Source organism: Lentibacillus sp. CBA3610 (assembly GCF_013373365.1).
Classification (GTDB): Bacteria; Bacillota; Bacilli; order Bacillales; family Amphibacillaceae; genus Lentibacillus.
Genome location: NZ_CP035925.1, coordinates 2,918,748 through 2,944,959 on the forward strand (window position 1 = coordinate 2,918,748; position 26,212 = coordinate 2,944,959).

At 40.3% G+C, this 26,212-nt stretch carries 33 protein-coding genes; 13 read left to right on the forward strand and 20 right to left on the reverse strand.

Annotation, left to right across the window (positions count from 1 at the left end):
• Positions 1 to 198 precede the first annotated feature (198 nt).
• The 3 genes from Len3610_RS14225 to Len3610_RS14235 form a co-directional block, all read right to left on the reverse strand.
• The gene (locus tag Len3610_RS14225; protein ID WP_176448540.1) at positions 199 to 333 is read right to left on the reverse strand and encodes a YvrJ family protein; all 135 of its coding nucleotides are present in this window, start codon (positions 331 to 333) and stop codon (positions 199 to 201) included.
• Between the two features lie 93 nt (positions 334 to 426).
• Positions 427 to 651: a DUF1659 domain-containing protein gene (locus tag Len3610_RS14230; RefSeq protein ID WP_176448541.1), complete on the reverse strand. Its 225-nt coding sequence runs from the start codon at positions 649 to 651 to the stop codon at positions 427 to 429.
• A gap of 334 nt (positions 652 to 985) precedes the next feature.
• Positions 986 to 1,702 (reverse strand): sulfite exporter TauE/SafE family protein, encoded by a 717-nt coding sequence (locus Len3610_RS14235; RefSeq protein WP_176448542.1) that lies wholly within the window; start codon positions 1,700 to 1,702, stop codon positions 986 to 988.
• Between the two features lie 824 nt (positions 1,703 to 2,526).
• Between Len3610_RS14235 and Len3610_RS14240 the strand changes: the two genes are divergently transcribed.
• Positions 2,527 to 3,771, forward strand: coding sequence for a hypothetical protein (locus tag Len3610_RS14240; RefSeq protein ID WP_176448543.1), 1,245 nt, complete (start codon positions 2,527 to 2,529; stop codon positions 3,769 to 3,771).
• A 194-nt stretch (positions 3,772 to 3,965) separates the two neighbouring features.
• Here the strand turns inward: Len3610_RS14240 and Len3610_RS14245 are convergent, their stop codons facing one another.
• Positions 3,966 to 4,145 (reverse strand): NAD(P)H-binding protein, encoded by a 180-nt coding sequence (locus Len3610_RS14245; protein WP_255259632.1) that lies wholly within the window; start codon positions 4,143 to 4,145, stop codon positions 3,966 to 3,968.
• Positions 4,146 to 4,366: 221 nt separating this feature from the next.
• Here Len3610_RS14245 and Len3610_RS14250 point away from each other — a divergent pair, with 221 nt between their 5' ends.
• From Len3610_RS14250 to Len3610_RS14260, 3 genes are all read left to right on the forward strand, one after another.
• On the forward strand, positions 4,367 to 4,819 hold the full coding sequence (locus Len3610_RS14250; protein WP_176448544.1) for a CBO0543 family protein: 453 nt from the start codon (positions 4,367 to 4,369) through the stop codon (positions 4,817 to 4,819).
• 726 nt (positions 4,820 to 5,545) lie between these two features.
• Positions 5,546 to 6,409, forward strand: a complete 864-nt coding sequence (locus tag Len3610_RS14255) for a TetR/AcrR family transcriptional regulator (protein WP_255259913.1) — start codon at positions 5,546 to 5,548, stop codon at positions 6,407 to 6,409.
• Between the two features lie 120 nt (positions 6,410 to 6,529).
• A complete protein-coding gene (locus Len3610_RS14260) occupies positions 6,530 to 7,939 on the forward strand; it encodes an MDR family MFS transporter (protein WP_176448546.1) in 1,410 nt (469 codons plus the stop codon).
• Positions 7,940 to 8,044: 105 nt separating this feature from the next.
• On the opposite strand, the gene Len3610_RS14265 is transcribed toward Len3610_RS14260, so the two are convergent.
• The 12 genes from Len3610_RS14265 to Len3610_RS14320 all read right to left on the reverse strand — a co-directional run bounded on the left by Len3610_RS14265 (position 8,045) and on the right by Len3610_RS14320 (position 15,901).
• A complete protein-coding gene (locus Len3610_RS14265) occupies positions 8,045 to 8,290 on the reverse strand; it encodes a DUF3923 family protein (protein ID WP_176448547.1) in 246 nt (81 codons plus the stop codon).
• Between the two features lie 68 nt (positions 8,291 to 8,358).
• Entirely contained in the window at positions 8,359 to 8,880 is a 522-nt protein-coding gene (locus tag Len3610_RS14270; RefSeq protein WP_176449692.1) for a GNAT family N-acetyltransferase, read from the reverse strand.
• Positions 8,881 to 9,030: 150 nt separating this feature from the next.
• Positions 9,031 to 9,426, reverse strand: coding sequence for a VOC family protein (locus tag Len3610_RS14275; protein ID WP_176448548.1), 396 nt, complete (start codon positions 9,424 to 9,426; stop codon positions 9,031 to 9,033).
• Positions 9,427 to 9,502: 76 nt separating this feature from the next.
• A complete protein-coding gene (locus Len3610_RS14280) occupies positions 9,503 to 9,844 on the reverse strand; it encodes a hypothetical protein (RefSeq protein ID WP_176448549.1) in 342 nt (113 codons plus the stop codon).
• Between the two features lie 423 nt (positions 9,845 to 10,267).
• Positions 10,268 to 10,690 carry a FosM family fosfomycin resistance protein gene (fosM, locus tag Len3610_RS14285; protein ID WP_176448550.1) on the reverse strand — a complete coding sequence of 141 codons (423 nt, stop codon included), beginning with the start codon at positions 10,688 to 10,690 and terminating at the stop codon, positions 10,268 to 10,270.
• Between the two features lie 85 nt (positions 10,691 to 10,775).
• The gene (locus Len3610_RS14290) at positions 10,776 to 11,417 is read right to left on the reverse strand and encodes a GNAT family N-acetyltransferase (protein ID WP_176448551.1); all 642 of its coding nucleotides are present in this window, start codon (positions 11,415 to 11,417) and stop codon (positions 10,776 to 10,778) included.
• A 122-nt stretch (positions 11,418 to 11,539) separates the two neighbouring features.
• A complete protein-coding gene (locus Len3610_RS14295; protein ID WP_176448552.1) occupies positions 11,540 to 11,890 on the reverse strand; it encodes a hypothetical protein in 351 nt (116 codons plus the stop codon).
• An 81-nt stretch (positions 11,891 to 11,971) separates the two neighbouring features.
• Positions 11,972 to 12,229: a hypothetical protein gene (locus Len3610_RS14300; protein WP_176448553.1), complete on the reverse strand. Its 258-nt coding sequence runs from the start codon at positions 12,227 to 12,229 to the stop codon at positions 11,972 to 11,974.
• 144 nt (positions 12,230 to 12,373) lie between these two features.
• A complete protein-coding gene (locus Len3610_RS14305) occupies positions 12,374 to 12,679 on the reverse strand; it encodes a hypothetical protein (protein ID WP_176448554.1) in 306 nt (101 codons plus the stop codon).
• Between the two features lie 145 nt (positions 12,680 to 12,824).
• Positions 12,825 to 13,298, reverse strand: coding sequence for a GNAT family N-acetyltransferase (locus Len3610_RS14310; RefSeq protein WP_038246276.1), 474 nt, complete (start codon positions 13,296 to 13,298; stop codon positions 12,825 to 12,827).
• Between the two features lie 204 nt (positions 13,299 to 13,502).
• On the reverse strand, positions 13,503 to 14,789 hold the full coding sequence (locus tag Len3610_RS14315; protein ID WP_176448555.1) for a YopA family protein: 1,287 nt from the start codon (positions 14,787 to 14,789) through the stop codon (positions 13,503 to 13,505).
• 518 nt (positions 14,790 to 15,307) lie between these two features.
• Positions 15,308 to 15,901 (reverse strand): superoxide dismutase family protein, encoded by a 594-nt coding sequence (locus tag Len3610_RS14320; RefSeq protein WP_176448556.1) that lies wholly within the window; start codon positions 15,899 to 15,901, stop codon positions 15,308 to 15,310.
• A 122-nt stretch (positions 15,902 to 16,023) separates the two neighbouring features.
• Here Len3610_RS14320 and Len3610_RS14325 point away from each other — a divergent pair, with 122 nt between their 5' ends.
• On the forward strand, positions 16,024 to 16,401 hold the full coding sequence (locus tag Len3610_RS14325) for a PH domain-containing protein (protein WP_176448557.1): 378 nt from the start codon (positions 16,024 to 16,026) through the stop codon (positions 16,399 to 16,401).
• Positions 16,402 to 16,502: 101 nt separating this feature from the next.
• Here Len3610_RS14325 and Len3610_RS14330 read toward each other — a convergent pair whose 3' ends face one another.
• Complete coding sequence (locus tag Len3610_RS14330; RefSeq protein ID WP_176448558.1) at positions 16,503 to 17,015, reverse strand: DoxX family protein; 513 nt, start codon at positions 17,013 to 17,015, stop codon at positions 16,503 to 16,505.
• 189 nt (positions 17,016 to 17,204) lie between these two features.
• Positions 17,205 to 17,339 carry a hypothetical protein gene (locus Len3610_RS21155; protein WP_255259633.1) on the reverse strand — a complete coding sequence of 45 codons (135 nt, stop codon included), beginning with the start codon at positions 17,337 to 17,339 and terminating at the stop codon, positions 17,205 to 17,207.
• A 206-nt stretch (positions 17,340 to 17,545) separates the two neighbouring features.
• Between Len3610_RS21155 and Len3610_RS14335 the strand changes: the two genes are divergently transcribed.
• The 7 genes from Len3610_RS14335 to Len3610_RS21895 are packed head-to-tail and all read left to right on the forward strand — an operon-like array spanning position 17,546 to position 22,732.
• Complete coding sequence (locus Len3610_RS14335; protein WP_176448559.1) at positions 17,546 to 18,268, forward strand: hypothetical protein; 723 nt, start codon at positions 17,546 to 17,548, stop codon at positions 18,266 to 18,268.
• A 10-nt stretch (positions 18,269 to 18,278) separates the two neighbouring features.
• The gene (locus Len3610_RS14340; protein WP_176448560.1) at positions 18,279 to 18,668 is read left to right on the forward strand and encodes a GntR family transcriptional regulator; all 390 of its coding nucleotides are present in this window, start codon (positions 18,279 to 18,281) and stop codon (positions 18,666 to 18,668) included.
• Between the two features lie 3 nt (positions 18,669 to 18,671).
• Positions 18,672 to 19,526 carry an ATP-binding cassette domain-containing protein gene (locus Len3610_RS14345; RefSeq protein WP_176448561.1) on the forward strand — a complete coding sequence of 285 codons (855 nt, stop codon included), beginning with the start codon at positions 18,672 to 18,674 and terminating at the stop codon, positions 19,524 to 19,526.
• An 18-nt stretch (positions 19,527 to 19,544) separates the two neighbouring features.
• Positions 19,545 to 20,450 carry a M23 family metallopeptidase gene (locus Len3610_RS14350; protein ID WP_176448562.1) on the forward strand — a complete coding sequence of 302 codons (906 nt, stop codon included), beginning with the start codon at positions 19,545 to 19,547 and terminating at the stop codon, positions 20,448 to 20,450.
• A 15-nt stretch (positions 20,451 to 20,465) separates the two neighbouring features.
• Entirely contained in the window at positions 20,466 to 21,392 is a 927-nt protein-coding gene (locus Len3610_RS14355) for an ABC transporter ATP-binding protein (protein WP_176448563.1), read from the forward strand.
• Positions 21,385 to 22,395, forward strand: coding sequence for an ABC transporter permease (locus Len3610_RS14360; protein WP_369693585.1), 1,011 nt, complete (start codon positions 21,385 to 21,387; stop codon positions 22,393 to 22,395). The genes Len3610_RS14355 and Len3610_RS14360 overlap by 8 nt, the downstream gene beginning before the upstream one ends.
• Positions 22,396 to 22,408: 13 nt before the next feature.
• A complete protein-coding gene (locus Len3610_RS21895) occupies positions 22,409 to 22,732 on the forward strand; it encodes a hypothetical protein (RefSeq protein ID WP_369693586.1) in 324 nt (107 codons plus the stop codon).
• A gap of 154 nt (positions 22,733 to 22,886) precedes the next feature.
• Here Len3610_RS21895 and Len3610_RS14365 read toward each other — a convergent pair whose 3' ends face one another.
• Together Len3610_RS14365 and Len3610_RS14370 are read right to left on the reverse strand one after the other, a co-directional pair.
• A complete protein-coding gene (locus Len3610_RS14365) occupies positions 22,887 to 23,045 on the reverse strand; it encodes a hypothetical protein (protein ID WP_176448564.1) in 159 nt (52 codons plus the stop codon).
• Positions 23,046 to 23,219: 174 nt separating this feature from the next.
• Positions 23,220 to 24,920, reverse strand: coding sequence for an aryl-sulfate sulfotransferase (locus tag Len3610_RS14370; protein WP_176448565.1), 1,701 nt, complete (start codon positions 24,918 to 24,920; stop codon positions 23,220 to 23,222).
• A gap of 212 nt (positions 24,921 to 25,132) precedes the next feature.
• On the opposite strand from Len3610_RS14370, the gene Len3610_RS14375 reads away from it, so the two are divergent.
• On the forward strand, positions 25,133 to 26,137 hold the full coding sequence (locus Len3610_RS14375; protein ID WP_176448566.1) for a DUF3231 family protein: 1,005 nt from the start codon (positions 25,133 to 25,135) through the stop codon (positions 26,135 to 26,137).
• The last annotated feature ends 75 nt before the right edge of the window (positions 26,138 to 26,212 follow it).

Sequence of the window (26,212 nt, forward strand, 5' to 3'; positions counted from 1 at the left end):
AGAAAACCACTTCGCTGGATGAAGTTTCGCTTTAACTATTATTGTACAACGACATGACATACTTGTGAACTGTCATCTATTAATAGGATAGGATAATTGAGTAGATTGTAAACATTTCTATGACAATCATTTGATAGTCATAGTATTTGCCCCATCCGGAAAAACTCCAGCATATGCTGAAGTTGTCCATTATTAGAGTTATTTCATTTTTTCCGGAAGTGCGTGGATAGATTCGATCAGGTCGTTCAATTTGCCTTCAATCCGGTGCAGCAAATAAAATGTCACCATGATTGGAAAACCAACCTCCGTCACAAAAGATACCCAGGTTTCCACTGACATGACCTCCTCCGAGTTGGATTTTTTATTAGGACGCTCACTCAATCCCGAATACGACTCGACCGTTTTTCATGAGTATGCATGCCAGCATTAATCCTGTGTGATTTCGTAGTCATCTTTACGTTCGACATTGTAAAGCGGCCGCTCCTGAAGTCCGGCAACAGCTGTTGCGATCGCATACAATTGATCTGCTGTTGCATCCGGCTTCACATTGTTGAAACTTTTTGATTTAAAAATTGTATCGCCTGTCATCAAATCATCCCCATCATCCAATATTAACGTCAATCGTGAATTGACTTTATGTGCTACAGCCATATTGACCACCTCCTTTCACCCCTACAATCGAAACTAAAGTGGAAAAGGGGGCGTGATAAGGTAAATTTTTTATTAAATTTATGTCACTTTTTTCATACTGGATACGATTATAGGAGTGAGAGGACTAACTTTTTCACTTTTTGGCTTTTTTGATGTAAATTAGCGAATTTGGATTTTGATGTGATCTTCGGCGTTTCTGGATTTTGATGAGAACTTTGGCGAATTTGACGTGAACTTTGGCGTTTTTGAAATCAACTTTGGCGTTTTTGACGTCAACTTTGGCGAAAACACTGAGAAGTTTGGCGTTTTGCGCTCTCCACCTATAATAGAGCGGCTAAATTTGCTGCAAAAACAGGTACACACCAGTGAAAAACAACAGTATATACGTTAATTTGCGGAACAGTTCCTGATTAATCCACCGAAAAAGAATTTGTCCCAGAAACAGCCCAACGATAACAAATGGCAAGCCTGCCGCGCTCGATTTCCAAATCTCTGCTGATGTCCCGGCAAACACAATCTGGATAATCAAACTGATCGCATAAATCCACAAATAAAATGCCAATGTTGTACCGCGCAATTTTTCCTTAATGGTGTCAGTACCGGAAAAGTACAGCAATAACGGGGGGCCGGGCATGCCGATACTCGTTGTGAACGCACCCGAAAGCCCGCCTGCTGCCAGATCGCGTTTTTGCGACCCGCGAATCCGGAAGTTCAGTGTCAGCAGTACCGTCAGAACCAGGATCAGCACACTGACGCCAAGCTTCAGCAGTGTCATATCAAGCATCAAAAATGTGATAATACCGACCGGCAAACCAGCCAGACTTCCCATTATAAAACGCTTTAAAACGCCGATCTCGATATCTTGCCTGATTTTCATAATGAGTGATGCTGAAATGACGAGTGATAATATCAGATTAATCTGGATGGCCTCCCGTGGTTCAAACAGCAACAGGAGAAATGGTGTGGCCATAATTGAAAAGCCAAAGCCCGTACTCGTCTGCAAAAGAGAAGCAACCAGTATAATAACGGTAAATAAAACAATTGACTCCAAGCGAACACCTGCTCAAATTTAATATGTTATTTTCCAGTATAACAGACAACCTTAAAGCCCTGGAAGCTTTGTCCTAACGGTTTATCCAGCGGGAACAAACAAGAAAAAACAACACGATTCAAAATCGAAATCGTTCTCTCTGACGTTTCGACTGGTTTCCCCCTTCGTTTGGTCCGTGATAAGCGTTCTCTCTGACGTTTCGCCCGGTTTTCCCTTCGTTTGGTCAGTGATAAGCGTTCTCTCTGACGTTTCGGCTGGTTTTTCCCTTCATTTCGTCAGTGATAAGCGCTCTCTCCGACGTTTCGGCTGGTTTTTCCCTTCGTTTTGTCAGTGATAAGCGTTCTCTCTGACGTTTCGACCGATTTTCCCCTTCGTTTTGGTCGTGATAAGCGCTCTCTCTGACGTTTCGACTGGTTTCCCCCTTCGTTTTGTCCGTGATAAGCGTTCTCTCTGACGTTTCGGCTGGTTTTTCCCTTCGTTTTATCAGTGATAAGCGTCTCTCTGACGTTTCGACCGATTTTCCCCTTCGTTTCGTCCGTGATAAGCGCTCTCTCTGACGTTTCGGCTGGTTTTTCCCTTCATTTGGTCAGTGATAAGCGCTCTCTCTGACGTTTCAGGGGGCTTCATTGCCAGTTTTGTCCATAAGAACATGGTCTCAGCCATACTAAACAGATAGATTCCCCAAAATAAGAATGAATTCCAAGGGAGGCTGTAAATTAATTTATTATACTTTCCAAACGATAATCCCAATACCTTTTTTTCTATACATGAAAGTAATCGAAAATGTTACAATGCACAAGATTAACTTAAATAGGGGGGAAGCAATGAAGATGGCAAGGCTTTTTTTAATTGGATTATTATTTCTGGCTGCTTGTTCGGCCGATGGGATAGACGGTACCACTTATGGTTTCGAACAAGACCAGCATGATAAAAGGGAATGGGTACTGCCAAATTCTTATCAAATTACGATGGATGGATCATTTGAAATGGTTTCAAAATATGAAAGCGGAACATCTGCAGAGCATATGTACTTTTGGCATGAGCCTTCAGTTAGTGAATATCCGTTTGAACTTGAGACAACGCAAGAAGACCTCGAAAAACACGTACCAACCCTGGAGGTTAAACCAATCAATAAATATGCCTATAATCTGATGTATGCCAGTGATCCTGACTACTTTACCGATGATTTTACAGATGAGGAAGTCCAGGAGATCAGGGATGACATCAAGCAAACGGGTGAAGAGGAATCGGGGGAGCAAGTCGAAGCTATTAAAGACAGACTAATAGAGAGGGACGAAACGGACCCAAGCGTTTATACCAATGAAGAATATGATATAGAGCCTTTTACATATATGATTAAAAGCGAAGGAGACCAAGACGTCAATCGTTACCAATTCGTTGGGGAAGCCGAGGAAGACTATCTTATAGCTGCATTATCGGTTCCAGGCACAGAGAATGAAGAGCTGGTTGAGAACATGTTTGCCTCTCTTCAGACGATCACGTATAACGAAGATGAATTTGAGGATAATCCTGTGTTGGATGAACCGACACATTTGTCCTATGAGCCACTAGAGAATCTTAAAGGCAGTTATCCAAGAGCAGGCTATTCCTTTGAAATTCCAGAAGCCGCGACATTCAGGCATTCTTTCCCAGTGTACCATCCATATCGTTATACATTTGGCACACTTTACGAGGAAGACATTGAAAAAGAGCACTTTACGTTAAGGAGTTCCGAATTAGTCATTCGAGTCGAAAAAGAAGAGAATGCCAGAAACCGGGAAAAAGAAATGCGAAATAAATCGCTTGATGATTTTGTTGCATTTCAGCATGACCACGCGCGGTCGATCACCTACTTGCATGATGATGATGACTTTAATACAGGTGTATTCACCACCGCTATACGCGTCGAATTTGACGGCTATGAAGAGTACTGGTTTTTAAAGGAAGTTGACGGACATGTGTACGAAATCACGTTTGATATCGCCTTTGAAGCTCTTGAGTATGATGAATTGCTTGACAGTTATTTAAATGTTGTACGGTCGTTTGAACTGACGGGCGTAGAGGAATGAGCGACAGTTATGCATTACTGGTGAAACGGTGATGCGCTTTGCTTATTCAAGTAACCTCGCGGAAGAGCTGAAGAAATAAAAATTTTCATGGAGGGTCTGCATTTACGTAGGGGGTAATGAATTTTGTGGCTCATTAAGGGATATTTTCCAGGTTATTTATTATTTGGTGGTGCTGTAGGCGGGTATTTTGGCTATTATCTTCCGAATAAAAGTGAATCCCCTTCAATTATGCGTACACGGTCAGACCCAAGTTTTCCCAGTCTGTCTACGTTACGCAGATATAGCGTCAAATGTACATCGGCTTCGTTCAGGAATAAATCGATGGCATAACGTGCAATTTGCCCGTTAGCACCAAGAATTAGTACATGCGTCATATGCTTCCTTTCAGAATCGGGTAATTCTTATTCTAACTCATCCTAACATATCCCGGTCAACAACCTTGTCCAATTCTGCTGGACAGCGTTTATTCAAGATAACGCTCTGATTAAGTAGATGCTGGCGCTATCCCTTATTAGAGAAAAGCGCCCGATTATTTAAAGAACGAAAATGAGGGATAGTAATATAAGCACTCTGGAAAAAGGAGGTACTGACCCCAATGGATAAAGTAATTTTGTGGTTTTCTTTGATACTTGGTATTGCACTTTTTATCTTTAGTTTAAGAAAACAGCCTATAAAAAATTGGCTGCTTTCCTTTCTTCTGACCGCTTATTTTGCAAACATTATAGGTAAAATCGTTGTAGACTTAAATTTGATCAAATATCCCAAACTAAGCAATAATTTTGATACAGGTAACCTTTACGAGATCTTTTTGTTTCCGGTTATTGGAATTTACTTTTATCAAACGTCCTATCGTTCAAATTTGTCGGGTATCATTTTCCAATGTGCCCTGTACACATTAGGTTTAACCATTTCTGAAATTATTTTATTAAAATACACCCATCTTATTGAGTTTGTAAACTGGCACTGGACATATACACCTTTAAGTATTTTTTGCTTTATGCTTGCTATTCGTCTTCTTTTGGAGCTAATAAACCGAAAAAACGAATAATCAAATACTTTCTTATTCCGCAAAATGGCCGTATTGCGGCACATATTTATTCGGTTATCGCAGCCCGATTGGTGAATAGTGGTGAATAAAAAAACTGTAAAATCAAGTACCTCTTACCTATTCTTTAATATTTAGCATTTTGAAGGAGAATAGTAGCAAGACCGATTCCAAATAGTATGCCACCAGTTACTAAAAAGTTATTTGTATTTGCTGTTACTTTAAATTCGTATGTCAAATTGTCAGCATAATCATATTTTGCCAGCCAACCATCTGCTAAGGAAGCTCCCAAATTATTGCTGGAGAAAATTAATATTAGTCCAATAACTCCTAACACTGAACCAAAAATATTAATTTATTAAATGTATCATTCCGCATACTATACCTCCCACTGGTGCTCTTTATTAACCTCTTTGTTTCGTTAGTTCAATACGCCTTACTCCGTTAAATGGCCCTATTCGGGAACTATTTTTTCCGCTTAAATAAAAACTCGATGGTTGACGTAAAACCACCCAGTCAATTACAATATATTTAGTTTTTGACCGTATAGTCATTTATGACCAAATAGTCATATGATGAACAACGAAATTTAGGATGTTAAAATCCAAAAATAAACGGAAAAATATGCGTTGTCTATAATGTATTTAACCAACTATTCGAATCCAAGGCATAAATACTTCGTGTTACATAAGAGGTGCGTGCGGAATGACGAGGAAGAAAGAAGAAATTATGCAGTCGGCTATCCATCTTTTTTCGGAAAAAGGATATTTCGCCACATCCGTTCAGGAAATTGCTGATGACTGCAAAATTTCAAAGGGATCATTGTATAACATTTTTAATTCTAAAGAAGAACTTTTGATCCAAGTCATTGAACACAATCAAAATAAAGTCTTACAAAAGGCTGTGAACATCAGTCTTGAATCCTTTTCGTCCCCAAAAGAAAAGCTCATCAAAAAAATTGCTGTACAATTTGACGGCATTCGTGATAATAGGAATTTTATGACGATGCTGCTTCGGGCAATGCCCCCTCATGACAATCCAAGAATTCCATGGCTTATGAAAAAAATCAGAGTGACAATGATGAATTGGTATAAGGACTGCCTGATGGAAGCCTATGGAAGCCGGGTGGAACCCTATATCTGGGATCTTGTCATCATGTTTCAGGGGGCATTGAGGGAATATACGACTTTGGCCATTCATGAAAATAAGGACATTGATTTTCAAGTTGCTGCCCGCTTTGTCGTAGAACGATTTGATACAATGATCCACCACACATCGGACGTTGAACCCATCTTAACTTCTCAAGAAATGGAAGAATACGAAGCGTTTGAACCGGACCAACAATATGAATCGCCCCAGGAACAAATCCAAAAACTTTTGGAAGAACTTCGTGGGAAGATTGAACGATTATCAATGCCTAGAGAAATCCAACAAGAATCAATATCTGCCGTTCAATCTTTACAAGAAGAGATTAATGAAAACGAACCAAGGAGATTTCTCATTAAAGCCCTATTGTTGTACTTGACGGAAATCAAGGAATGCCACCCCTTGGTTCATCGCATTGAGACCGTTTTGCAGGCAACATACTACTAAATAAAAAAGTCTGAATATGGCTCATGAAATAACGCAAACAGGCCAAAATTTCTATAGGAAAGAATTAGGAATCTCGATTGCATCTGCAATGAAATTTTACTGCAAGGAAGATGGTATGTCATGTCAAACACAGAAACGTTTAATTGGAAAAAATATGTCCCGCTTTTTGCGGTGTTATTATCAGGCGCTTTCATTACCATTTTAAATCAGACACTTCTTGGTACTGCGCTCCCACCCATCATGCAAGATCTCAATTTAAGTGAGAGTACAGCACAATGGCTGCAATCCGTTTTTATGCTCGTAAACGGGATTATGATTCCAGTTACGGCTTTTTTAATTGAAAAATTCACTACACGAAAGCTATTTCTAACTGCAATGGGATTGTTCGCCACAGGAACCCTTGTTGCTGCGATTTCACCGAATTTTACATTCTTAATGGCCGGGCGTGTATTACAAGCATCAGGAGCTGGCATTATGATGCCACTCATGCAAACCATTTTGTTTCTTACCTTTCCAGTACACAGAAGAGGTACAGCGATGGGACTGTTCGGACTTGTTATCGCATTCGCCCCGGCCATCGGTCCGAGTCTTTCGGGCTTTCTCGTTGATCACTTCCCGTGGCGCAGTGTGTTTTATGTTATACTGCCAATCGCCGTTTTAGATATTATAGCGGCTTACTTCTTACTCAGAAATGTAACGGAACAAAAGAACCCAAGCTTGGATATACTATCCGTCATTCTTTCGACAATTGGATTTGGCGGACTTTTATACGGATTCAGCACCGCTGGTAACGCGGGATGGCTCAGCCTTCAAGTCATATTATCCATTGTGATCGGCATCGTTTCTCTCTACCTGTTCATTACAAGACAATTGAAACTGAAAGAGCCACTTCTCGAATTCAGGGTGTTCAAACATGGCACTTTTACTTTGGCGACTGGGCTTGGGATGGTCGTCTTCGCTGCGATGATTGGAACAAATGTCATTCTGCCGTTATACATGCAGAATATGATTGGATTCTCAGCACTTAAATCCGGACTTGTGTTGTTACCCGGAGCAATTATTATGGGCTTTTCGAACCCGATCACCGGTTATCTTTTTGATAAATTCGGGGGGAAATGGCTTGCTCGGGGAGGCCTTTTGCTATTAGCGTTGACAACTTTCGCATTCACGAATTTATCCATGGATACAAGCTTCACATATCTGGCAACCATGAATGGTATTCGCATGATTTCCATCGCAATGGTCATGATGCCTATGACAACCTTAGCCTTGAATCAGTTGCCGGACCAACTGATTCCGCACGGGACAGCGATGAATAACACATTCCGTCAAATTGCCGGTTCGATCGGTACGGCAGTTCTTGTTACCATCATGTCTACAGCTGCCATACCAGATGAGACAGTATCGGGGCTTATTCATGGCGTGAATGTTTCCTTTATCGCAGCGGGAATCGCAGCTATTTTGGGATTCATACTTTCTTTTAAACTTAAAGAAGACGTAAAACCGGGAGATCGTTTATCTAAAGATTAACTTAAACGACTACCTGCTAAAGCAGGTGGTCGTTTAATTCTTCAACAATTATTCCAGATTAGCGCCCGTTTTTGGCAAATTAAATATACTTATAAATACTTTTACTTACTGTTGAATACTGGATTTTTTGTTATTGTTTATTACTAAGTTAATAATTAGCCATATAACCTGAATTATTGCCGGGAACAAAAATGCAAACAATAAAACAATAAATGATAGTAGTTTAGTCTCGGGCGTTTGAACAGCACCTGAACCATCTACTTCTCTCGTCCAAACAAAAACTGTACCCACAACAAAAAGTATCATCCAGAAGATACTTACTATCCACCAGAAAATCCACGATAACTTCAATTAATTTTCCCTCCCTCTGGCAACACTTATTCCAGAAAGGCGCCCGTTTATTTAAAAAAGGACACATTTTATTTAAGTTCAATCCAGTATCTTTTTAGGATATTATTCTGCTCGTCAATAAAATCCTTATCGCTTATCCCGCCGTTATTTAATATAACCTTTTTTGACGGTGCATTAGTTGAATTACATACTAAAAGCACCTTTTCCAAATTCAATTCCTTTGATTTTTCCAAGGCCAATGAGAGGATTTGAGTCGCATATCCATTTTTTCTTTTTGAAGGTCTAATACCGTACCCGATATGACCGCCAGCTTTAAACAAAGGTTCTGTTAGGCGGTGACGAATATTTACGACACCGATCATTTCGTTATTATCTATTAACCAATATGTGGAGCTTTCTGGTATCCAATTTTCTGGTGGTTCTGTTCCCTTTTCGCAATTAGATAAATAGTCCAGCATTGATTGAAAGTCTTCTGGATTCCTTTTAATTACGAAAGGTATCATTTCCTCTCTGCTTTCTTTCCACTCTTGGTAAAAATCAATATATTTCTTTTTTAAATCCATTGCTGGGTGTGCTAAAAACATATCGATTTCTCCCTTATCTTAAACGATTTGGAGTAATTGCCTCATATGCCATTAAATAGTTCTTATGTATGGGAAGGGCGCCAAGTCTTATTCCGGAATGGCGCCCGATAAAGGAACATTGTCCGTTAATACTTTTTTACTAAAAGGCAATACTGTTCACGGTGCAACAAGCTCTACTTTTATTCTGTCAGGGTCCTCGAAATAAAGGGCATAATGGTCTTCACCCCCGGCAAATGGGTGCTTATCTTTATAGAGAATATTAATTCCTTTATTATTTAGTGTTTCAGTCATTTCATCGACCTGTTGCCGTGAATCTGCGTGAAATGCTAAATGATTAAGACCAACCCGACACCTATGATATGGAACATCCCGAAACCTTTCCTCAGTTTGCACAAAGACGATATAGGTGTCGCCTAATTTCCAACTTTGTCCACCATCCCATTTCTGAAAAGCATTGTATCCGAGTTCTTCAAGGAACCAGCCCCAAAATTCAGCTGACCTTTTCGAATCCGAGACGTATATCTCAATATGGTGAAGTAATCCCTTGGTCAAGAAACAAGCCCCCCTTTATGTTCGAAAGTAATCATCCTAAAGATAGCACATTCTTATTCGATTTGCACCAGATAATTTAATATTCCAATTGACGCAAGTACAGGTGAATTTCATCTTCATTCAATTTTTTAACGTTGTATTTGCGGATCTTGCTGTCAATTTTCTTTTGTTGCTTACTGCCTTTGCTAAAGAAATTGTTAATATGAAAAAATATTCCTCCCAAAATGCCAGCCCATCCACGGAATCCTAGTTGAAAGGCCATTTCTTCTGTTTCCGTAGGCGGCAATTGAGTATTTTTCTCGAACTCTTTTTTATAGTCTTCCTGAATTATAATATAATCTTCTTTGTTCTTTAACGCGGAAAGCAAATCCTTGGGGTTAGCAACTATAAAGCAATCATCAACTTGTTTATATTCCAACAAATTCACTCCTTTCAATGAAACAGTATATCGTGATTCAATATTAGCATAATTCTTTCGATAAATGACCAATATCAATGAAGCCATTATGGCGGCTCTTATTCAAGAAGTGCGCCCTTTAACGGAACAATTAATTATTCTTTTTAACCTGCTCGCTCACAGCGTCTAATTTCTTTTCAATTCTATCCATCTGCTTAGATCGTTTTGAAAGTGAGCGAAAAGCTGACACAATCAAGACAATAATTACTATCCAAAAAACAAGAAACACTAACTGGAATGCCACATCTCCCAGATGCCATCCTCCAATAGAAGATAACAGATAAATAATAAATACCTCCCTCAAAAATTAAATGGCCCATTTTTGCAAGATAAGACGCCAATCCTTATTCCAGATAGGCGCCCGGTGATGGAATAAAGAGAATTTTAATCATAAAACTCCATATGCGATTTCTCTTGCCTATAATAATCTAATCGATCTTGTAGAGTACCAGTATGGAATTCAAACTTATGGCCATCCGGATCAGCGAAGTAAATAGACTTCTTATCCCTTTCATTTCTCGGACGACCGGATAAAATATTTACATTCAAATCCTTTAATTTCTGGTATATGCTATCAAATTCTGTCTCATCTATTGAAAAAGCTATATGGGTGTATGATTGGGTTATTTCATTACGAGGAATATCCTTCTCTACATTAAGCGCCAGCCACATACCGTTCATATCGAAATATGCAGTATTTCTCCCTTTAACAAGCAGTCTTGCATCAAATACGTTTTGATAAAACTCAATGGATTTTTCTAAATCAGAAACCGAAAATAAAAAATGATTGAGCCCCTTTATAGACACTTACATCACCTCAAATATGCTTTTGTTGCCTATTCAGAAAGTACGCTATCTTATTCGATTACTGCGCCGTTTGCGGAAATTCTAATTAAAATTCATTTATGTTTGTACTGCAAACGGCGTCTAGGAAAAACTGAGGTGCACGGGTAATCTTTAGCTTTTCAAAATCTGATCGTGGCATATATCTCTGCAATACAGGCAAGCACTCATCTAAATCATTTTGCCTGTTGCCTATTACAGAGTCTGACAATAAGCAAAACCCGAAATCAGAATATAGTTTAATTGCTCGGTAACTTTCTGGCTGAGTATGCAGAAATATCGGATATTCATCTTCTGGTAAGCTCTTCATAACAATTGAAAGTAGCGCCTTACCTATACCTTCCCCCTCATAACCTTTCAAGACCTTAAACCAATGCAAAGTCCATATCGAGTTGTAAGATTTCCATAAAAAACAAGTTCCTATAGGCTGATCATCCTGATCACAGACAAACATACATCGCTGGAAAAACAAATCTCCTTTTGGTAAATATATATCGTTAAAATACTCTGTCATAAAGTCGTAGTATTTCGTTGCTAATTCAGGCGTATCAAAGTGCAATGCCTTCCAAATATCTAACTCATTTTTTCTGCAATAACGTACATGAACACCCCTCGGTAATTCTCTTGTGGCATCGTTATCTAATTTACGGCACATCATAAATAAATTCTTATCTGGTATTTGTTCTTCCATGCTATAGTCAGTCCCTTTTTACACAACTGTTATTCCAGAAAATGGCCTTTATATGCGATACTGACGCTAACCCTTATTAGGCGAAAACGCCCGTTTGGTGAATAACGATTTTATACACACTCTTAAGCATTCTTAATTATTGAATCCTTTAATTTAAAAAATGGGTAAATTGCAATTAAGGCACAAAATATTACAACGAAAATTGAACTGAGGATTATGTTTGGGAAACTGATAAAATCAAACCAAGCCCTGCTGATAAAAAATAATGCAATCAGTGCAATTATATAAGGGGTAATCATAAAGACATAAAGTCCGGTACCCTTTCCAAAATTAAATATCCTGCTCCATTTAGTTTCATCCCGATTTAAACATTTCCCAGTAACCCATATAATTAAAAATAATATTCCAGTATATATCAAAGCACTAACGAATTGTAAACCTAATAATGACCCCAGGAATATTGCGATATTCATTGCACTCCCTGACCTTTCATTTTAAAACCCAAAGCTTTTCATTCTTGATTTGCGGATACGTCCGTTTCCTGTAGATCAACACTATCTTACTGAGTCAACAATTTTTTTCGCATCTATCAATGACAAACCATATTTCTCTCTTAATGATTTAACAGTCTTTACTTCAGTTGAAGTTTTTAATATTTCATTTGCTTCATTTTTAATATCTTCATATGCCCCGGTATTCTCCAGAAGCTTGGCGTTTTCTCTTTTTAAAATACTGTTTTCACGTATTAAAGTAAAGCACCAACACACAAGTGCAATTATTATTAATAACGAGATAATATCTGACCGCGGCATTTTCAATATCCCCTTTAACTATTGGTTTTGATAAACGACCTATTTAAAATTTTAACATAGTCCTAATCCGGAAACTTGCCCATTCTCATAAGAAGAGAAAGCAATTCTTATTCCAGAATGGCGCCTTTTCTGGAAGATAACTATTTACGAATAACTTTCTCCTTTCTTGCTATAAATTTCATAAGCAAAATATCCAAATAATAAACCTATTCCAGCTCCTAAACCAATTGTAGATAGTAAGGAAATTGGTAAAAATATGCTAAGAAGTGCAGCAACAGTACAACCAATCATCATTCCAAGTGGTATTAAACTGTCTAATAAATTTTGAGCGCCTTTTGATTTTTTCTTACCCAGGGTGCCTTTCTTATATTTATGTTTCATTCTTATAACTACAAATACTGCAATCCCACCCACTATTACAACAGGTAGTAAAATAAGCGCAATTTCCAAAGCTAAGGCCTCCCTTCTTTCGCTTTTTAATTGATCCAATTTCAACATAATTTATTCCGTTAAATGGCCCTTTTCAGGCAAATGCTTATTCAATAACTGCGCCCTATAAAGGAATAAACACAATAAACACTATAGTTGAATTTCTTTAGTTAAGGGTGAGAATAAACTCTTCAACATCCTTACCACGCGCGTTTGCATACCCGCTATCTTCACCCGAAATCATGAACCCACATCTTTTTAAAACCTTTATGGATCCAGTATTGTCTTTTGCAGCGCGAGCATAAAGTGGACGAATTGAAACCTGTTTTAGAAATTCTTGTAAAGCGTTGGTTGCGATTCCCTTACCCCAGTATTCCTTTCCAATCCAATAGGTTACTTCTGGTTCTCCGAACTGCTCGAAGTGTACAATATGGCCAACGACGGTGTTCTCGACAATGATAGTTTGCTTAATAATATTCTTATTCGTAAGTATTTTGTTCCAGTGTTCAGCGAAGCTATTCCAATCATTAGGGTCCTTACTTGTAAAGGCGGCCATTTGGTTTGCCTCACTGTCCCGTTGATGCTTAAAAAAAATAGGAAGGTCATCCTCATTCACATTCCGAAGCACTAAATTGCTCATTAAACTCACCCTCTGTCGTTTACTTTATTCTAGCAAACGTACGTTCCCTAAGCAATATATTTTATCGTGTAAAACCACCTTGATATGCTTAGTACCAATTCATTTCCTTGTTCAACAAAATGGCCCAATTCAGGATTCTTACTGCAGAAGCGCCCGATGATAGAACTATTGTTAATTCCTTTATTGTGATTAACGCAAATGTTCCTATTTTTTCCAGGGCAAGGAATCATAAATACCTTCCCATGATGGAAAATTTAGTCGATTGGAAAATACGTTTCCATATCCAATTAAATATAATAAGAGCATCTCCGTATAATACAATCCCAGTTGATTAATTAGGAATTTTTCGGAAGCAGAATAACTATCTATATTTTGATTACGCTTGGGGTGAGTTATGTGATTTCTATACTTCACCAGTAAGTGTGGACCAGAACCAAAATGTTGACTAAACATAGAATAATCCCCGGTTAATCGTGTATCAACAGATATTTCATCCAATATCCTTTGTAAGTTTGCTTGGAAGCTATTGCTTTTAAATTCGTTGTTACTGATGATTTTGGTTGATTGCTGAGTTAATAATACGTAAGATAATTTTTCTAAGGCTATTTGTGCATTGACAGCCCTATTTTCTATAAACGTTGAATTTAATGCTTCTACATACCAATGGATAGTTTCTTTAATTACCCTCTTTGTGAAATTATCCTCAAACTTTGCTGAAATATTATAAAAAAGATCTTTGAGAACTTTCCCCTGTTGTTTAGGAAACCAGTTTGGCACTTTACGATAAGAACTCATTAAAGGTACAGCAAAGTTACGATAAACAATATCGTTTCCCTTTATGCCAATCTTTATTGGCATACCTATATGTCTTCCTGCACAAAGACAAAAAACCCAGACAAATATTTCTTCTATCTTAGAAGCTTCACTCTTTCTAAACTTGATACCATCCTTTTTCTTTATTTCAATAACATGAGTAATATTATGTCCATCACTATCTTCTAATTTAGAAAAAATATTTTTATCTTTAAAGTCATGGCGCATATGGAGTTTTATATCCCAATCTTCATAATCGATGGTAATTCCACCTCGAAAACAAAAATTGTCTCTATAAATTGAATCTCCTATATATTTAACAAAACTATTTACGTGTGAATAGTAACTTTCCACATATGGATCTTCATCATTTTCTATTTGGTAAAGGACTTGCCCTTTCACTAGATAATCATTCTGCACTAAGTCTAAACTTACTCTGGTAGGTAGCATTCCAGGAACGAGTAGGGTAATATTTTTTTCTTCTATAATATTACTAATTATTACCTCTTCAGATTCTCCAACAAATCTAATAGAAGGCTTTGGTTTAAAAGAAAAAGAAATAGTCCCATTCAGATGACAATATTTATTTTTACTTTCTAAGTCAAAATCCCCTTCGTATATAGTAACTTCATCCTCAATTCCGAAAAACAAGGAATCAATAGCTTTAAGGGTACTCATACAACTCCTCCCAACAAAAATCATTAATGTATCACTAATAAGAACTAATTCCAAGAAAGTTTAAAATGTTTCTTATTCCGCTAACTGGCCCGATTGTTGAAATACCTTTGAAGCCTACAATGTTTAAATTAAGACCATTCGTTACAATCTTTAATTTTATTTTAACACAAATATTCAGAATACCTGGATGAATTTTTCAAAATGCATCTCTATTTACATAATATACGCTAAAATAGCATTTAAATTAAAAGGTCTTTTAGCAAAGCAATTTTGACTCGTTTCATCAATACTTTTAGGGCAATGACAATATTTGTTGTCACTTTGTTATTTATTGTGCTAATACGAATGATAAAATATCAATTTTTCCGTAAAAACGTTACTATGCCAATAAAAATAGCGTGCTAAATCTTATGTGACTTAGTACGCTAATAAATAATTGTGTAATTTTATATTTCGCCACCGTAAGTATACTACTCAGACATTTTCCTGGGCCTTGCTTTACTGTTTGAAAACTAAATTCATTCACTTATAACCCCGCATGCTATCCGCTCACCGGCATCACCTGATGGCTGTGATTCGTAGTCATCGGCACCGGAATGTATTATCAATGCTGTCCCGCCTTCTTTCAGCAATGAATGATTTTCACCTTTTTCCAGGGTGACCATCTCGGCTAGTGCATCTGCAAACACATTCCCGTCCTGGTCAACCTCTATATTTGGCAAATCACCTGCGTGCGGGCCTTCCGGATGTTCAAAGCCATGTCCCGCATCGGTCGGGTTAAAGTGTCCACCGGCTGATTCGAAGTCCGGCGCTTCACAGATACCATTTTCATGAATGTGAAAGCCGTGCGTTCCAGGCGGCAGATCAGAACCTTCCAACGTAACTTTCACGCCGTTATAAACAGGTCTAATGATAACATTCCCGACTGTTTCCTTATCCCCATCATACAATGTGACGTCAATTTTATCCGTTTCGTCATTCAGGCTGCCGGATGTTTCGATACCGGGCTCCGTACCATGATTTCGGGTTTCTTCCATATCGTCTTCTGTATCTGTACAGCCGCCCAGCAGCACGGTAAATATCAGCCCGGAAAACAGCATCCATTTTGTCATATATGTGAATCCCCTTTCCAATATTGGATAATTTTTCAAAACTAGTATGGGCAATACTGGAAAACTTATACATGAGCTAACCGATTTGATATAATAAAGAAAATGATATGGAGAGTGATCAAATGGGTATTTTCGATGGCATGATGGGGAATGCATCCGAAGCTGATACAAAAGAAGTGGAAAAAGAACTCAACGAATTATTATCACCAGCAGAAAACGTGGAACATGCCTATAAACTGATCCGGGATCTGATGGTGTTTACGAACAAACGCCTGATCTTGGTTGACAAACAAGGCGTTACCGGCAAAAAAATTGAATATCATTCCATTCCATACAAAAGTATTACACATTTTGCTGTGGAGACGGCCGGAACATTCGACTTGGAAGCCGAGCTTATGATTTGGATCTCTGGAAGTTCGGAACCTGTACAAAAAACATTTAATAAGCAGCTGAATATTTATAAAGTACAGAGTGTGCTGGCTGATTACGTATCGGAGTGAGTATAGGCTACGGGTGCCAAAACAAGCTAATCATTGACTAAAAATCCGATGAACATTTAAAAGCTGATCCCCGCCATGGGAGATCAGCTTTTTTAGGGTAACTACGCTGCAGCAACTGTACGGTTTTTACGTTTTTGTCGTGGATTGTGATTTTTAAGAAATGGAATTACCCAGCGATCCAATCCATAACGCCCCGCATTATAGCCGGCAACCATCAAGAATACAGTCATTAACACCATTTGTGCGTTCGTACTGACAGTACCGCTGAATAAAAATGCGAAATTCATCGTGATACCCATTAATGCTGCAAAGTTAGTGAAAATGCCAAGTATAAGTGCTGCACCTACCAGCAGTTCACCCCACATGACCATGAAGCTGAAAAGTTCTGCATTCGGCAGTGCGACCGCTTCGAGAAAAGCAGCCCACCATCCTTGAACAGCCGGATTTTCTCCCCCCGCACTGGCAATGGCTCCTTGCATAAATCCGCTGGCATCAAATTCGCCACTCGTTATTTTCCCAAATCCCGATGTCAGCCATTGATAGCCAATATAGACCCTTAAAAAAGCCAATACCCCAGCAATAATTCTATTATGACGCAGAAAATCTAAAATCATTGTCCCCATCTCCTTTAATATATTTACTATTGTTCACTATTTCACAATTAATTTTAAAGATATATCTTTATTATGCTTACAGAATACCATGATTAACTCGCTTAAGGAATATATTTGTTCATCATTTCACATTTATGTAAAAAAGTTATGGCGGAAATATGGACAATGATATTTCCCGCCATTTCAAGATTAATCTTCTATTTTACTCCGGCTCAAAACATTCATAACGGCAACAAACATAGCCGCAAAGAACGTAAATACGACTTCTCCACCTAAACGTCCGAGCACAAGTAATAAGGCAAATGGTATTATGACCGCTAACACCAGACTAACGTTTTTGTGACAGTTTCAGCCTAAAAAGTGTGAACTTCAGCCGGAATTGTGACAGCTTCAGCCAAACCCAAAATATCCTTCCCTCATTTTACACCTTTTCAATATTTTTTCCAGAAGCACTTGACTTTTCAGACATCACACATATACTGTATATATAGATATACACAATATAACACTATTAACATGAGGTGATTTTCATGGCTGATTGGAAAGAGGCATGGCGGCTGGCCAAATTTGAAATTAAGGCATCTAAATGGACTTTTCCTCCTCCATTTATACTTATTATTCTTGTCGGAATGGGGATTGCCAGCTCGATGGGTGAATACCTTAACAACGGGGTTGTCGTTCAGGATTTAGTCTTCACGTTAATATTCACCTTCATGCCCGCCTGGATCAGACCTAAGGATTTTCAAATGAAAGCTATTAACGAAACCATGGTGGCTGGCCCTTCTGTCATGATGCTGAAAATGATTCCTGTCCAAGAAGATGTGCTGATCAAGAGCAGATTTTTCGTTTATTACGTGCTGGCAATGCCGCTTCAAGTGATTTTTCTGATCATGCTTTATCCCATAACCCCGGCATTATGGGACGTTCTGGCTCTTGGTGGATACATTGCTTTTTCGGTCATTTGGCTGGCGTTCAGTATTTATTTTGGGAGCATTTTCCCTGCCAGTGAAGCAGGTGACACAACCAAAAAATTTTTTGACGTCTGGTACTCGGTGATTTTTTTGATCTGTTATCTCGGTATACTGACTGCCATTCATCTCATAACCGGGCAAGGGATCCTATACTGGACCATTATCGCTGCACAGAAGTGGCCGCTCCTGTCTTCTGTGATTTCCATTTTGCTGGCATTCGTCGGTGTTAAATACTGGGCACATTATATGAAAAAACATATGCGCAAAATGGATTACCTGTAAGGGGGATTCTATGAAACTGCCAATTGAATTATCAAAAGACTCCCGTGAACCAATTTATCATCAAATCGAAAATCAATTGAAGGCACTGATCGCCGGGGGTCAGCTCGCTGCAGGCACCTCCCTCCCCTCGATACGGGCACTCTCAAAGGAGCTGGAGGTGAGTATCATTACAACGAGGCGCGCCTACCAAAATTTGGAGAATAATGGATTTATCCGGACAGCTCAGGGCAAAGGAACGTTTGTAGCCGAGATTGCAGCTGCAACCAAACAGCAAGTGAAACATGATGCCGTATATCAGACAATGGAAGATGCTGTTGAAACAGCCCTTCGCTATGACTACTCGACAGATCAAGTTGAAGAGATTTTCCATAACATCATAAACACACGGAAAGGGGACTAATTGATGGAAGCTTTTGCCGAAATCTCAGAACTTAAAAAGCAAATAGATGATTTCCGTCTTGGACCGATCGATTTGACGATTGAGCCGGGAACCATTAACGCACTTGTCGGGAATAACGGCTCAGGAAAAAGCACGCTTATAAAACTGATGATGGATCTCGCCACGCCAGACAGCGGACATATAAAAATATTCCGTACACGCACTGATACAAGTGACGAAACATGGAAAACGAAGGTAGCTTACCTGCCCCAGACACCAATTGGTTATAACCCTTATACAGGCAAAGATCTGAAGGCAATCACCGCCCCGATGTATCCGGACTGGGATGATGAGGTGTTTGCAGAAATCGCAGGCAAGTTCCATCTTCCACTCGATAAGAAGTATGGTAAACTATCACAAGGTATGCAGCAAAAACTCAGCCTGGCGTTGACAATTCCAAGAAATGCACCAATTTTGATTCTGGATGAGCCAACGTCGTTTATGGATATCCCCTCCAAGGAACTGCTTATGGATATTTTAACCAGATGGATGGATCAGGGAGAGCGCACAATTATCATGGCCAGCCATCAAGCTGCCGATATTATGAAACTTACGGACTATTTATTCGTATTACAAGATGGAAGAATGAATGGCGTTTTTGAGAAGGACACTTTAGTCAGCAGCTATAAACAGTACTGGCTCAGCACGCCACTGCCAAACACGACCGTACCGGGTGAGATCACACGGGAAAATCAGCACATCATTTCCAATCAGCCGGAACAGACAGAGGCTTTCTTCCGGGAGAATCATTTGCCTGTTACCAATCGGGCGGCACTGGATCTTGAGGAAATTATCGGATTACTGCTGAGACAACCTTAACGAGAGGAGAGGTGAGCCATGATATTGCCTATTTTACAAGTGATCGTCATTCATATTGTTTTACCCGCCTATTTCATCTATGAACTGTGGCGGATCAAAACGAAAAACAGACTTGATTGGATCATCATCCTGCTGTTTAACATAACATTTATAACCTGGCTGTTTCTTTCCGGCAGCTGGGACTGGATAGGATACTATTTCAAATACATATGGCCTGTTTTGCTGATCCCGGCAATTTATTTTTCCTGGCAAAAGACAAAAGACCTGCCGTTTCGAACGACACTAAAAACCGGCCAAAAGTTTTCCCGGGGCATTTATATTTTTCTGCTGCTCGTCTTCGGCCTATATAATCTCAATATTTTCAGCGGTTATACAACGAGTGATGACCCGATTAACCTTTCGTTTCCATTACAGGAAGGGACCTATTATGTCGGGCATGGGGGCAGTTCCACACAGCTCAATTATCATAATGCCTATGAGCCTCAAGCATACGCCATCGATATTGTCGCCTTAAACAGCTTCGGCTTCCGGGCGAATGGGTTATATCCGAAAGAGCTCAACCAATATACGATTCATGGCGACACCTTGTTCGCGCCATGTGCCGGTGAGATTACGGAGATGAGAGACGGGCTGCCTGATATGATACCGCCGGAAATGAATCCGGAACAGCCGGAGGGAAATTATGTCGGGCTCGGCTGTCAGGGAACGGAAGCGGTTGTCTATATCGCGCATATGCAGGAAGACAGTGTCGCTGTTGATGAAGGCGACACGGTTCAGGCAGGACAGCCGATTGGCACCGTCGGGAATTCCGGCAATACGTCAGAACCGCACTTGCACATTCATGCCGAGAAAGATGGCGTCGGGATACCGATCGAATTCAATGGGGAATTTTTAACACGAAACGATTTGGTTCGTACAAATTAGAGAGGTGAATGATACATGGAAACCATGCTGACCGTCGACAATTTAGGAAAAAAATTTAAAGACAAACAGGCCATTCAGGATATCTCCTTTGATGTTCAAAAAGGTGAAATCATGGCGATTTTAGGACCGAATGGCGCGGGCAAGTCAACGACCATTCGCAATATTATGGGCATCATGTACCCTGATGACGGATCCATCTCCTTTCGGGGACATGAGGAAATACCACGGCATAAAATCGGCTATTTACCGGAAGAACGCGGGCTGTACCAAAACGTTAAAGTGATGGATATCCTGCTTTATTTGGCTGAGCTAAAGGACTATCCGCTTAAAAAGGCCAAGGAACGCGCACTTAGTTATTTAAAAAAATTTGACCTCGAAGGACTGGAAAACAGTTCAGTTGAGGAATTATCCAAAGGGATGGGGCAAAAGGTTCAATTTATCTCCTCCATCATTCATGAACCGGAGCTGTTAATTTTGGATGAGCCTTTTTCCGGACTTGATCCGGTGAGTCAGGATTTATTTAAAACAGAAATACGCAAGCTGGCGGAAAACGGCACTGCTATTCTGCTGTCATCACATCAGATGAACCTGGTTGAGGAGCTGTGTGACCGTCTGTTCATGATGCATAACGGCCAGCGGATCATTTATGGTGATATGGATGATGTCAAAGAAAGATACGCCAATTTCAAATGTACCATACACGGAAAAAATGAACGTCAGGAATTGGAGCATCTGCCGGACGTTGAGCGTGTGGAACAGGGTGACAATACATTTGTCCTCTATCTCGCCAAAGACGTCCATGCCGTCAACTGGCTCAAAACTTTGCCGGATCACCTGAACGTTCAGGAATTATCGATTGACCGCATATCCTTGCACGAAATTTTCATCGATATCGCAACGGACGGGAATATTGTACAGAGAGAAGGTGCTGCTCATGCGTAATGCAATGAAAGTCGGCAAATGGGAAGTTAAGCGTAATTTGAAAAATAAATCATTTTTAATCGGCTTATTTTTGACGCCTGTGCTATTTTTAGGTTTTATGTTTCTGGGAAGTCTTTTTGGCGATTCAGATGATGGCGGTGAAACGACACAGGTTTTCATCCAGGATCAGCTGGGGATTTTCAGCAGCTTGGAGGAAACGATAGAGGCAACTGAGCTTGACTGGGAAATGCAAACCACTGATGTCAATGAAGATGACGTACAAAACCAGCTCGGCGAAAGCGAAAACGCTGCCTACATTTTCCTTGATGAACGTGCATTGGAAGATGGTGTCATACCCATTTATACGAGTGACGAAATCGGGATGGGCTTTATGAATCAAGTGCAAGTTTTATCCACACCGGTTAAAGCACTCCAGATGCAACAGCTTGGATTATCAGAGGAGGAGCTTGCTGCTGTTTCCATGGACATTCAATTTGAGGAAACAACGTCAGAGGAATTAGCGGCCGCTGACGATGCAGAAACGACTGAGAGCGGCGGCTTTCTTGGCGAAGACCCATTTGAGCGCGTCATTCCGGGAGCATTTGCCGGTATTATCCTGCTGTCCATCATTTTTTCCGGAATGTATATTTTCCAGAGTGCATCCAACGAGAAGAAAGATAAAATTGCTGAGATCATTTTATCCTCGGTTACCCCGGGTGAATTGATGCAGGGGAAAATTATCGGCTACTTTGTACTGGGCATGATTCAAGCTGGTGTATTCCTCGTGTTTGCCGTCCCGATCAGTATATGGCAATTGGATGATGTACCAATACTGGAGTACTTACTCGTGCCCGAATTGATCTTGCTGGTGGTGATTGCCATACTTGGGTACTTCCTGTTCGCGGCATTGTTTATAGGCGTGGGTGCAACCATGGCGGACGTGTCATCAGCCGGCAATTTCCAGGGTATGGTCATGATGCTGCCATTCCCTGCCGTTTATTTTCATTGCACCGATCATCAATGACCCGAGCGGCCTGATGGCACAAGTTGGTACCTACGTGCCATTCACGACACCGGGTGTGCTCTTAATGCGGCTGATTGTGATGGAAGAGTGGCCGTGGATGGAAATCATAATTGCGCTGGCCATTCTAATCGTCAGTATTTGGATTTTCATGAAACTGGCCGGGAAAATATTCAAAACCGGCATCCTCATGTACGGAAAAAATGCCACACCAGCCGAGATCTGGAAATGGATCCCGGGCTTAATAAGCGAAACGTTATTCAGCGGAGCGGGTTTTCCTCCGCTGAATGTCAGCCCGAACAGAATCGGGCATTTACGGACAGTTGCCCGCCGTTCTTAGGCGGGTTACTGTCGTTAGTTTTTTCTAAGTTAACAATAAAAAACAGGGTACTAATCGATATGTGATTAGTACCCTTAATCCTTTGCTATTCCAAAAACTGAATTTGTTACTATTAGAGGTTGTTCCCTTTTTTTGCTTGACACCCCTTCTCACGTTAAGCATTGGAGTAGAGTAAAACAGCACTTGCTTCTATGGAATCTATGCCAACGCCAGTACTGGTAGGTACAGAGGGATCACCCGTATATTCGATTATCAGAAAAAACGCCACCATAAGCACAGCCAGCACCACAAACGTTACCAGTGTTTTTTGCATATATAACACCGCCTTTCACAAAACTTAATGACCTTCAGCAAAAGTCCGTCGGGAATTCCGTGACAATAGTTTTGCCCTACTGTTTAGATTATAAGGAATGGCATTACTATGATACTTCCGATTTTGCCAGCCTAAAATAGCATTGGGATAATTGCTAACACGTTTCCTGAAGGCTCATTCATCTAAGGGCCGGCGTGCCATTCCTGTTCCGGTAAGCGGCATTCGCTCCGCACGATATGCCTGCTTGTGACTCTTTTTTTCAAAACTTGATACAACCAGCTCATAAGTTACATCGGCAGGCTGCTTATCATTGACTTCAACGATTCTGCTGTTCATACCTTCTTCAGCTTCAATATACCCTGAAGTCAACAAACGATTGCCGGTCTCCTCCAGATAATCGGCATCACCGACAATTCTCGAATAAAAGTCTTCGCCGCGTTCCCGGCCAAATTGCCAGACCTCCTCAACTGTCATTTCCTCAGGATTGATCCGGTACTGAACACCTTGACTGAAGTCTCCACTGAGCGGATCTTTTCCACGGGTGACCACGACATTATTATCAAATAACAAATAATCATTGGTTGCTTCATTGTTATCAAAGTCCGGCATTGTCATGGGAGCATGGGGACCGGCAGGGAATTTAAAGTCATCATTTACTGGCTCCAGCAAGTATTTGTCATAGGCGTCAGGCCATTTCTCATGATCGGCTAAAATCCAGTCAATTTCTCCATCGGGATAGGACAATTTCATAATTAAATCCTGGTGACGGCTGGAGACAAGGATTGAGTCATCTTTTTCCACATACCAGATGGCATTCTGATGGAACCAGTCGACACCATTGTCAAATGTATTGGAGATTATATTGCCATAATCCTCGTAGAAATCTTCAGGGAACAAATCACGGAAACTGAAATCCCGTACCGTTTCCCCCGTCTCCCGGTCAATCTCAATCATTTCATCTTCAATATATGGTGATGCCATATCGTGCACAGTTGCCAGTAAATTACCATTCGGCAATTCAATTATCTCATGGTGCACGACATTTGTTTTCTCATAATCATCCAGTTGTATCAGATAGGAGTTGTACACTTTTCCAAGCATATCCATCTCAAGAACTTCATTATATTCATCCTGACCTTCTTCCTTTGTGATGTACAGGACATTTCCATTATCCAACCGTTTGAAAATGTGCGAATTCCATAAAGTCGAGTACCATCTGACATCAGCGTTATGATCAACCGCATAGGCATGACGGGTGCTTGGAATAATAAACGTCATACCGTTCTCCATTTTTTCCGGATGGGCTTCAGCTGCTTCATTCGTCAAAAAATCATCCGGCAGCGGATCAGTTTCAACGGTAAATGTATGCTCGGCTGTATCCCCCGCTTCGTTCGTCGCTTCGATAGTTACCATATTTTCATAATCCGGATACAAACCAAGCACAGGAATCGAGTGTTTTGTTTTATACGCATCAATGGAGTGGCTGACATCACTATACTCATCTTTACCCTTAACGGTTACTGTAATCCGAACAGGGTCGTCCGTTTCAAACATCGTGAGCGCCGTTAATGGGGCAACACCATACGGATCATGCTTCACAAAAGGGTTTTGCAGTGAATAAGAGCCGGCATCATATTCCTTTTGAAGTGCTTGTTCCACTTTTTCCTGTTCACGGATACGACGGGTGTCAGAGGTAGAGAGTTGCTCCACCTCTCCATCAGGTTTAAATGAAATGGTGCTGTTCTGTGCTGCTTCCACCTTTTGTCCGGCACCCTTGGCGAGCTCATCCGGAGCGTCTCCGGTATACTCCAGGATGACAAAAAATGCAATCATTATAATCGCCAGCACCACAAAGGTTGCCAGTGTTTTTCGCATGATGCTTCCCCCCTTCCAATAGACTGATAGATTTCAAACCGTACATTTATGAATTGAAACTTATGATTTCAGTATAAATTATACAACCGCTATCTACAAGCAATCGTTTATGAGGGCTCTTCAAACCATGAAACTAGGTCCCAGGCCAAACCCGGGATTAAAGACCTTCATAATTCCTCCCAATTCGGGAAAACTTTAACGGAGGTGATAACGTGGATAAAAATGATTTGAAACTGACATCGGCTGAAATCGGGACACTGTGGAGCGAGTATGTCAATGGATCCGCCATTAACATTGTGAATAAATATATGTCTTCCATCATAGAAGACCAACAGATAAAAATGTTGTTTGACGAAGCAATCCAAATATTCGAGGGTCAAAAACGCCAAATTGAAACGTTTATCAGGAATGAAGGATTCCCAGTGCCAATAGGCTTTACCGAAACTGATTTGATCGGCGGTGCCAAACGGCTGTTTTCGGACATATTCTGCTTGCATTATTTGCACATTATGACGTCACATGGGTTGCTGGGACATATTTCGGGACTGCAGGCCTCCACCAGAAAAGACCTGCGTGAATTTTATGATGCCTGTGATAATGAAGGTAAAATGCTATATCATAAAACCACTGATTTATTACTGGAAAAAGGTCATTTTCAGCGTGACCCGTACATTTATCCTGAAGGGAATCCGCAATTTGTATCAGGGCAACAATTCCTGAGCAGTTTCTTTGGAAAAAACCGCCCGTTAAGTGCCATGGAACTTGTTAACCTAACCTTTAATATCAAGAAAAAAATTACTGCCAAAACGTTGTCCATCGGTTTCAGTCAAGTAGCACGATCGACGGAAGTCAGGAAATTTTTAAAGCACGCACAGAAAACGTCCGATCAACAGATTCAATCGTTAAGCACTATTTTGCATGATGACAGCCTGCCGATACCAATGTCATGGGAATCAGAGATAACAACTTCACAGGAGTCTCCTTTTTCAGATAAATTGCTATTATATCACATAGGTTTTCTATTTCAGACCTCGCAGGCGTATCACGGTGCGAGTATTGCAACAGCCATGCGGACTGACCTTTTGATGGCCTACGAAAAAATAATCTTCAAGAACATCATGGTCACAAAGGAATGGTTCAACCTCATGACAAAAAATAAGTGGTTTGAACAGCCGCCACTCGCTCCCGACCGGCAAAACATTGCCAGAAACAGATGAAGGAAGCCCCCCTTAACCAGCGGGACAATCGGCAACCGGTTAAGGGGCTAAATAAAGGGAACATGATTAAGCCTG

Coding starts and splice junctions, on each gene's coding strand:
- Len3610_RS14230 (WP_176448541.1), bottom strand. CDS start 651: ATGGCTGTAGCACATAAAGTCAATTCACGATTGACGTTAATATTGGAT.
- Len3610_RS14240 (WP_176448543.1), top strand. CDS start 2,527: ATGAAGATGGCAAGGCTTTTTTTAATTGGATTATTATTTCTGGCTGCT.
- Len3610_RS14245 (WP_255259632.1), bottom strand. CDS start 4,145: ATGACGCATGTACTAATTCTTGGTGCTAACGGGCAAATTGCACGTTAT.
- Len3610_RS14250 (WP_176448544.1), top strand. CDS start 4,367: ATGGATAAAGTAATTTTGTGGTTTTCTTTGATACTTGGTATTGCACTT.
- Len3610_RS14255 (WP_255259913.1), top strand. CDS start 5,546: ATGCAGTCGGCTATCCATCTTTTTTCGGAAAAAGGATATTTCGCCACA.
- Len3610_RS14260 (WP_176448546.1), top strand. CDS start 6,530: ATGTCAAACACAGAAACGTTTAATTGGAAAAAATATGTCCCGCTTTTT.
- Len3610_RS14290 (WP_176448551.1), bottom strand. CDS start 11,417: ATGGAAGAACAAATACCAGATAAGAATTTATTTATGATGTGCCGTAAA.
- Len3610_RS14295 (WP_176448552.1), bottom strand. CDS start 11,890: ATGAATATCGCAATATTCCTGGGGTCATTATTAGGTTTACAATTCGTT.
- Len3610_RS14300 (WP_176448553.1), bottom strand. CDS start 12,229: ATGCCGCGGTCAGATATTATCTCGTTATTAATAATAATTGCACTTGTG.
- Len3610_RS14310 (WP_038246276.1), bottom strand. CDS start 13,298: ATGAGCAATTTAGTGCTTCGGAATGTGAATGAGGATGACCTTCCTATT.
- Len3610_RS14315 (WP_176448555.1), bottom strand. CDS start 14,789: ATGAGTACCCTTAAAGCTATTGATTCCTTGTTTTTCGGAATTGAGGAT.
- Len3610_RS14320 (WP_176448556.1), bottom strand. CDS start 15,901: ATGACAAAATGGATGCTGTTTTCCGGGCTGATATTTACCGTGCTGCTG.
- Len3610_RS14325 (WP_176448557.1), top strand. CDS start 16,024: ATGGGTATTTTCGATGGCATGATGGGGAATGCATCCGAAGCTGATACA.
- Len3610_RS14330 (WP_176448558.1), bottom strand. CDS start 17,015: ATGATTTTAGATTTTCTGCGTCATAATAGAATTATTGCTGGGGTATTG.
- Len3610_RS14335 (WP_176448559.1), top strand. CDS start 17,546: ATGGCTGATTGGAAAGAGGCATGGCGGCTGGCCAAATTTGAAATTAAG.
- Len3610_RS14340 (WP_176448560.1), top strand. CDS start 18,279: ATGAAACTGCCAATTGAATTATCAAAAGACTCCCGTGAACCAATTTAT.
- Len3610_RS14345 (WP_176448561.1), top strand. CDS start 18,672: ATGGAAGCTTTTGCCGAAATCTCAGAACTTAAAAAGCAAATAGATGAT.
- Len3610_RS14350 (WP_176448562.1), top strand. CDS start 19,545: ATGATATTGCCTATTTTACAAGTGATCGTCATTCATATTGTTTTACCC.
- Len3610_RS14355 (WP_176448563.1), top strand. CDS start 20,466: ATGGAAACCATGCTGACCGTCGACAATTTAGGAAAAAAATTTAAAGAC.
- Len3610_RS14360 (WP_369693585.1), top strand. CDS start 21,385: ATGCGTAATGCAATGAAAGTCGGCAAATGGGAAGTTAAGCGTAATTTG.
- Len3610_RS21895 (WP_369693586.1), top strand. CDS start 22,409: ATGGCACAAGTTGGTACCTACGTGCCATTCACGACACCGGGTGTGCTC.
- Len3610_RS14365 (WP_176448564.1), bottom strand. CDS start 23,045: ATGCAAAAAACACTGGTAACGTTTGTGGTGCTGGCTGTGCTTATGGTG.
- Len3610_RS14370 (WP_176448565.1), bottom strand. CDS start 24,920: ATGCGAAAAACACTGGCAACCTTTGTGGTGCTGGCGATTATAATGATT.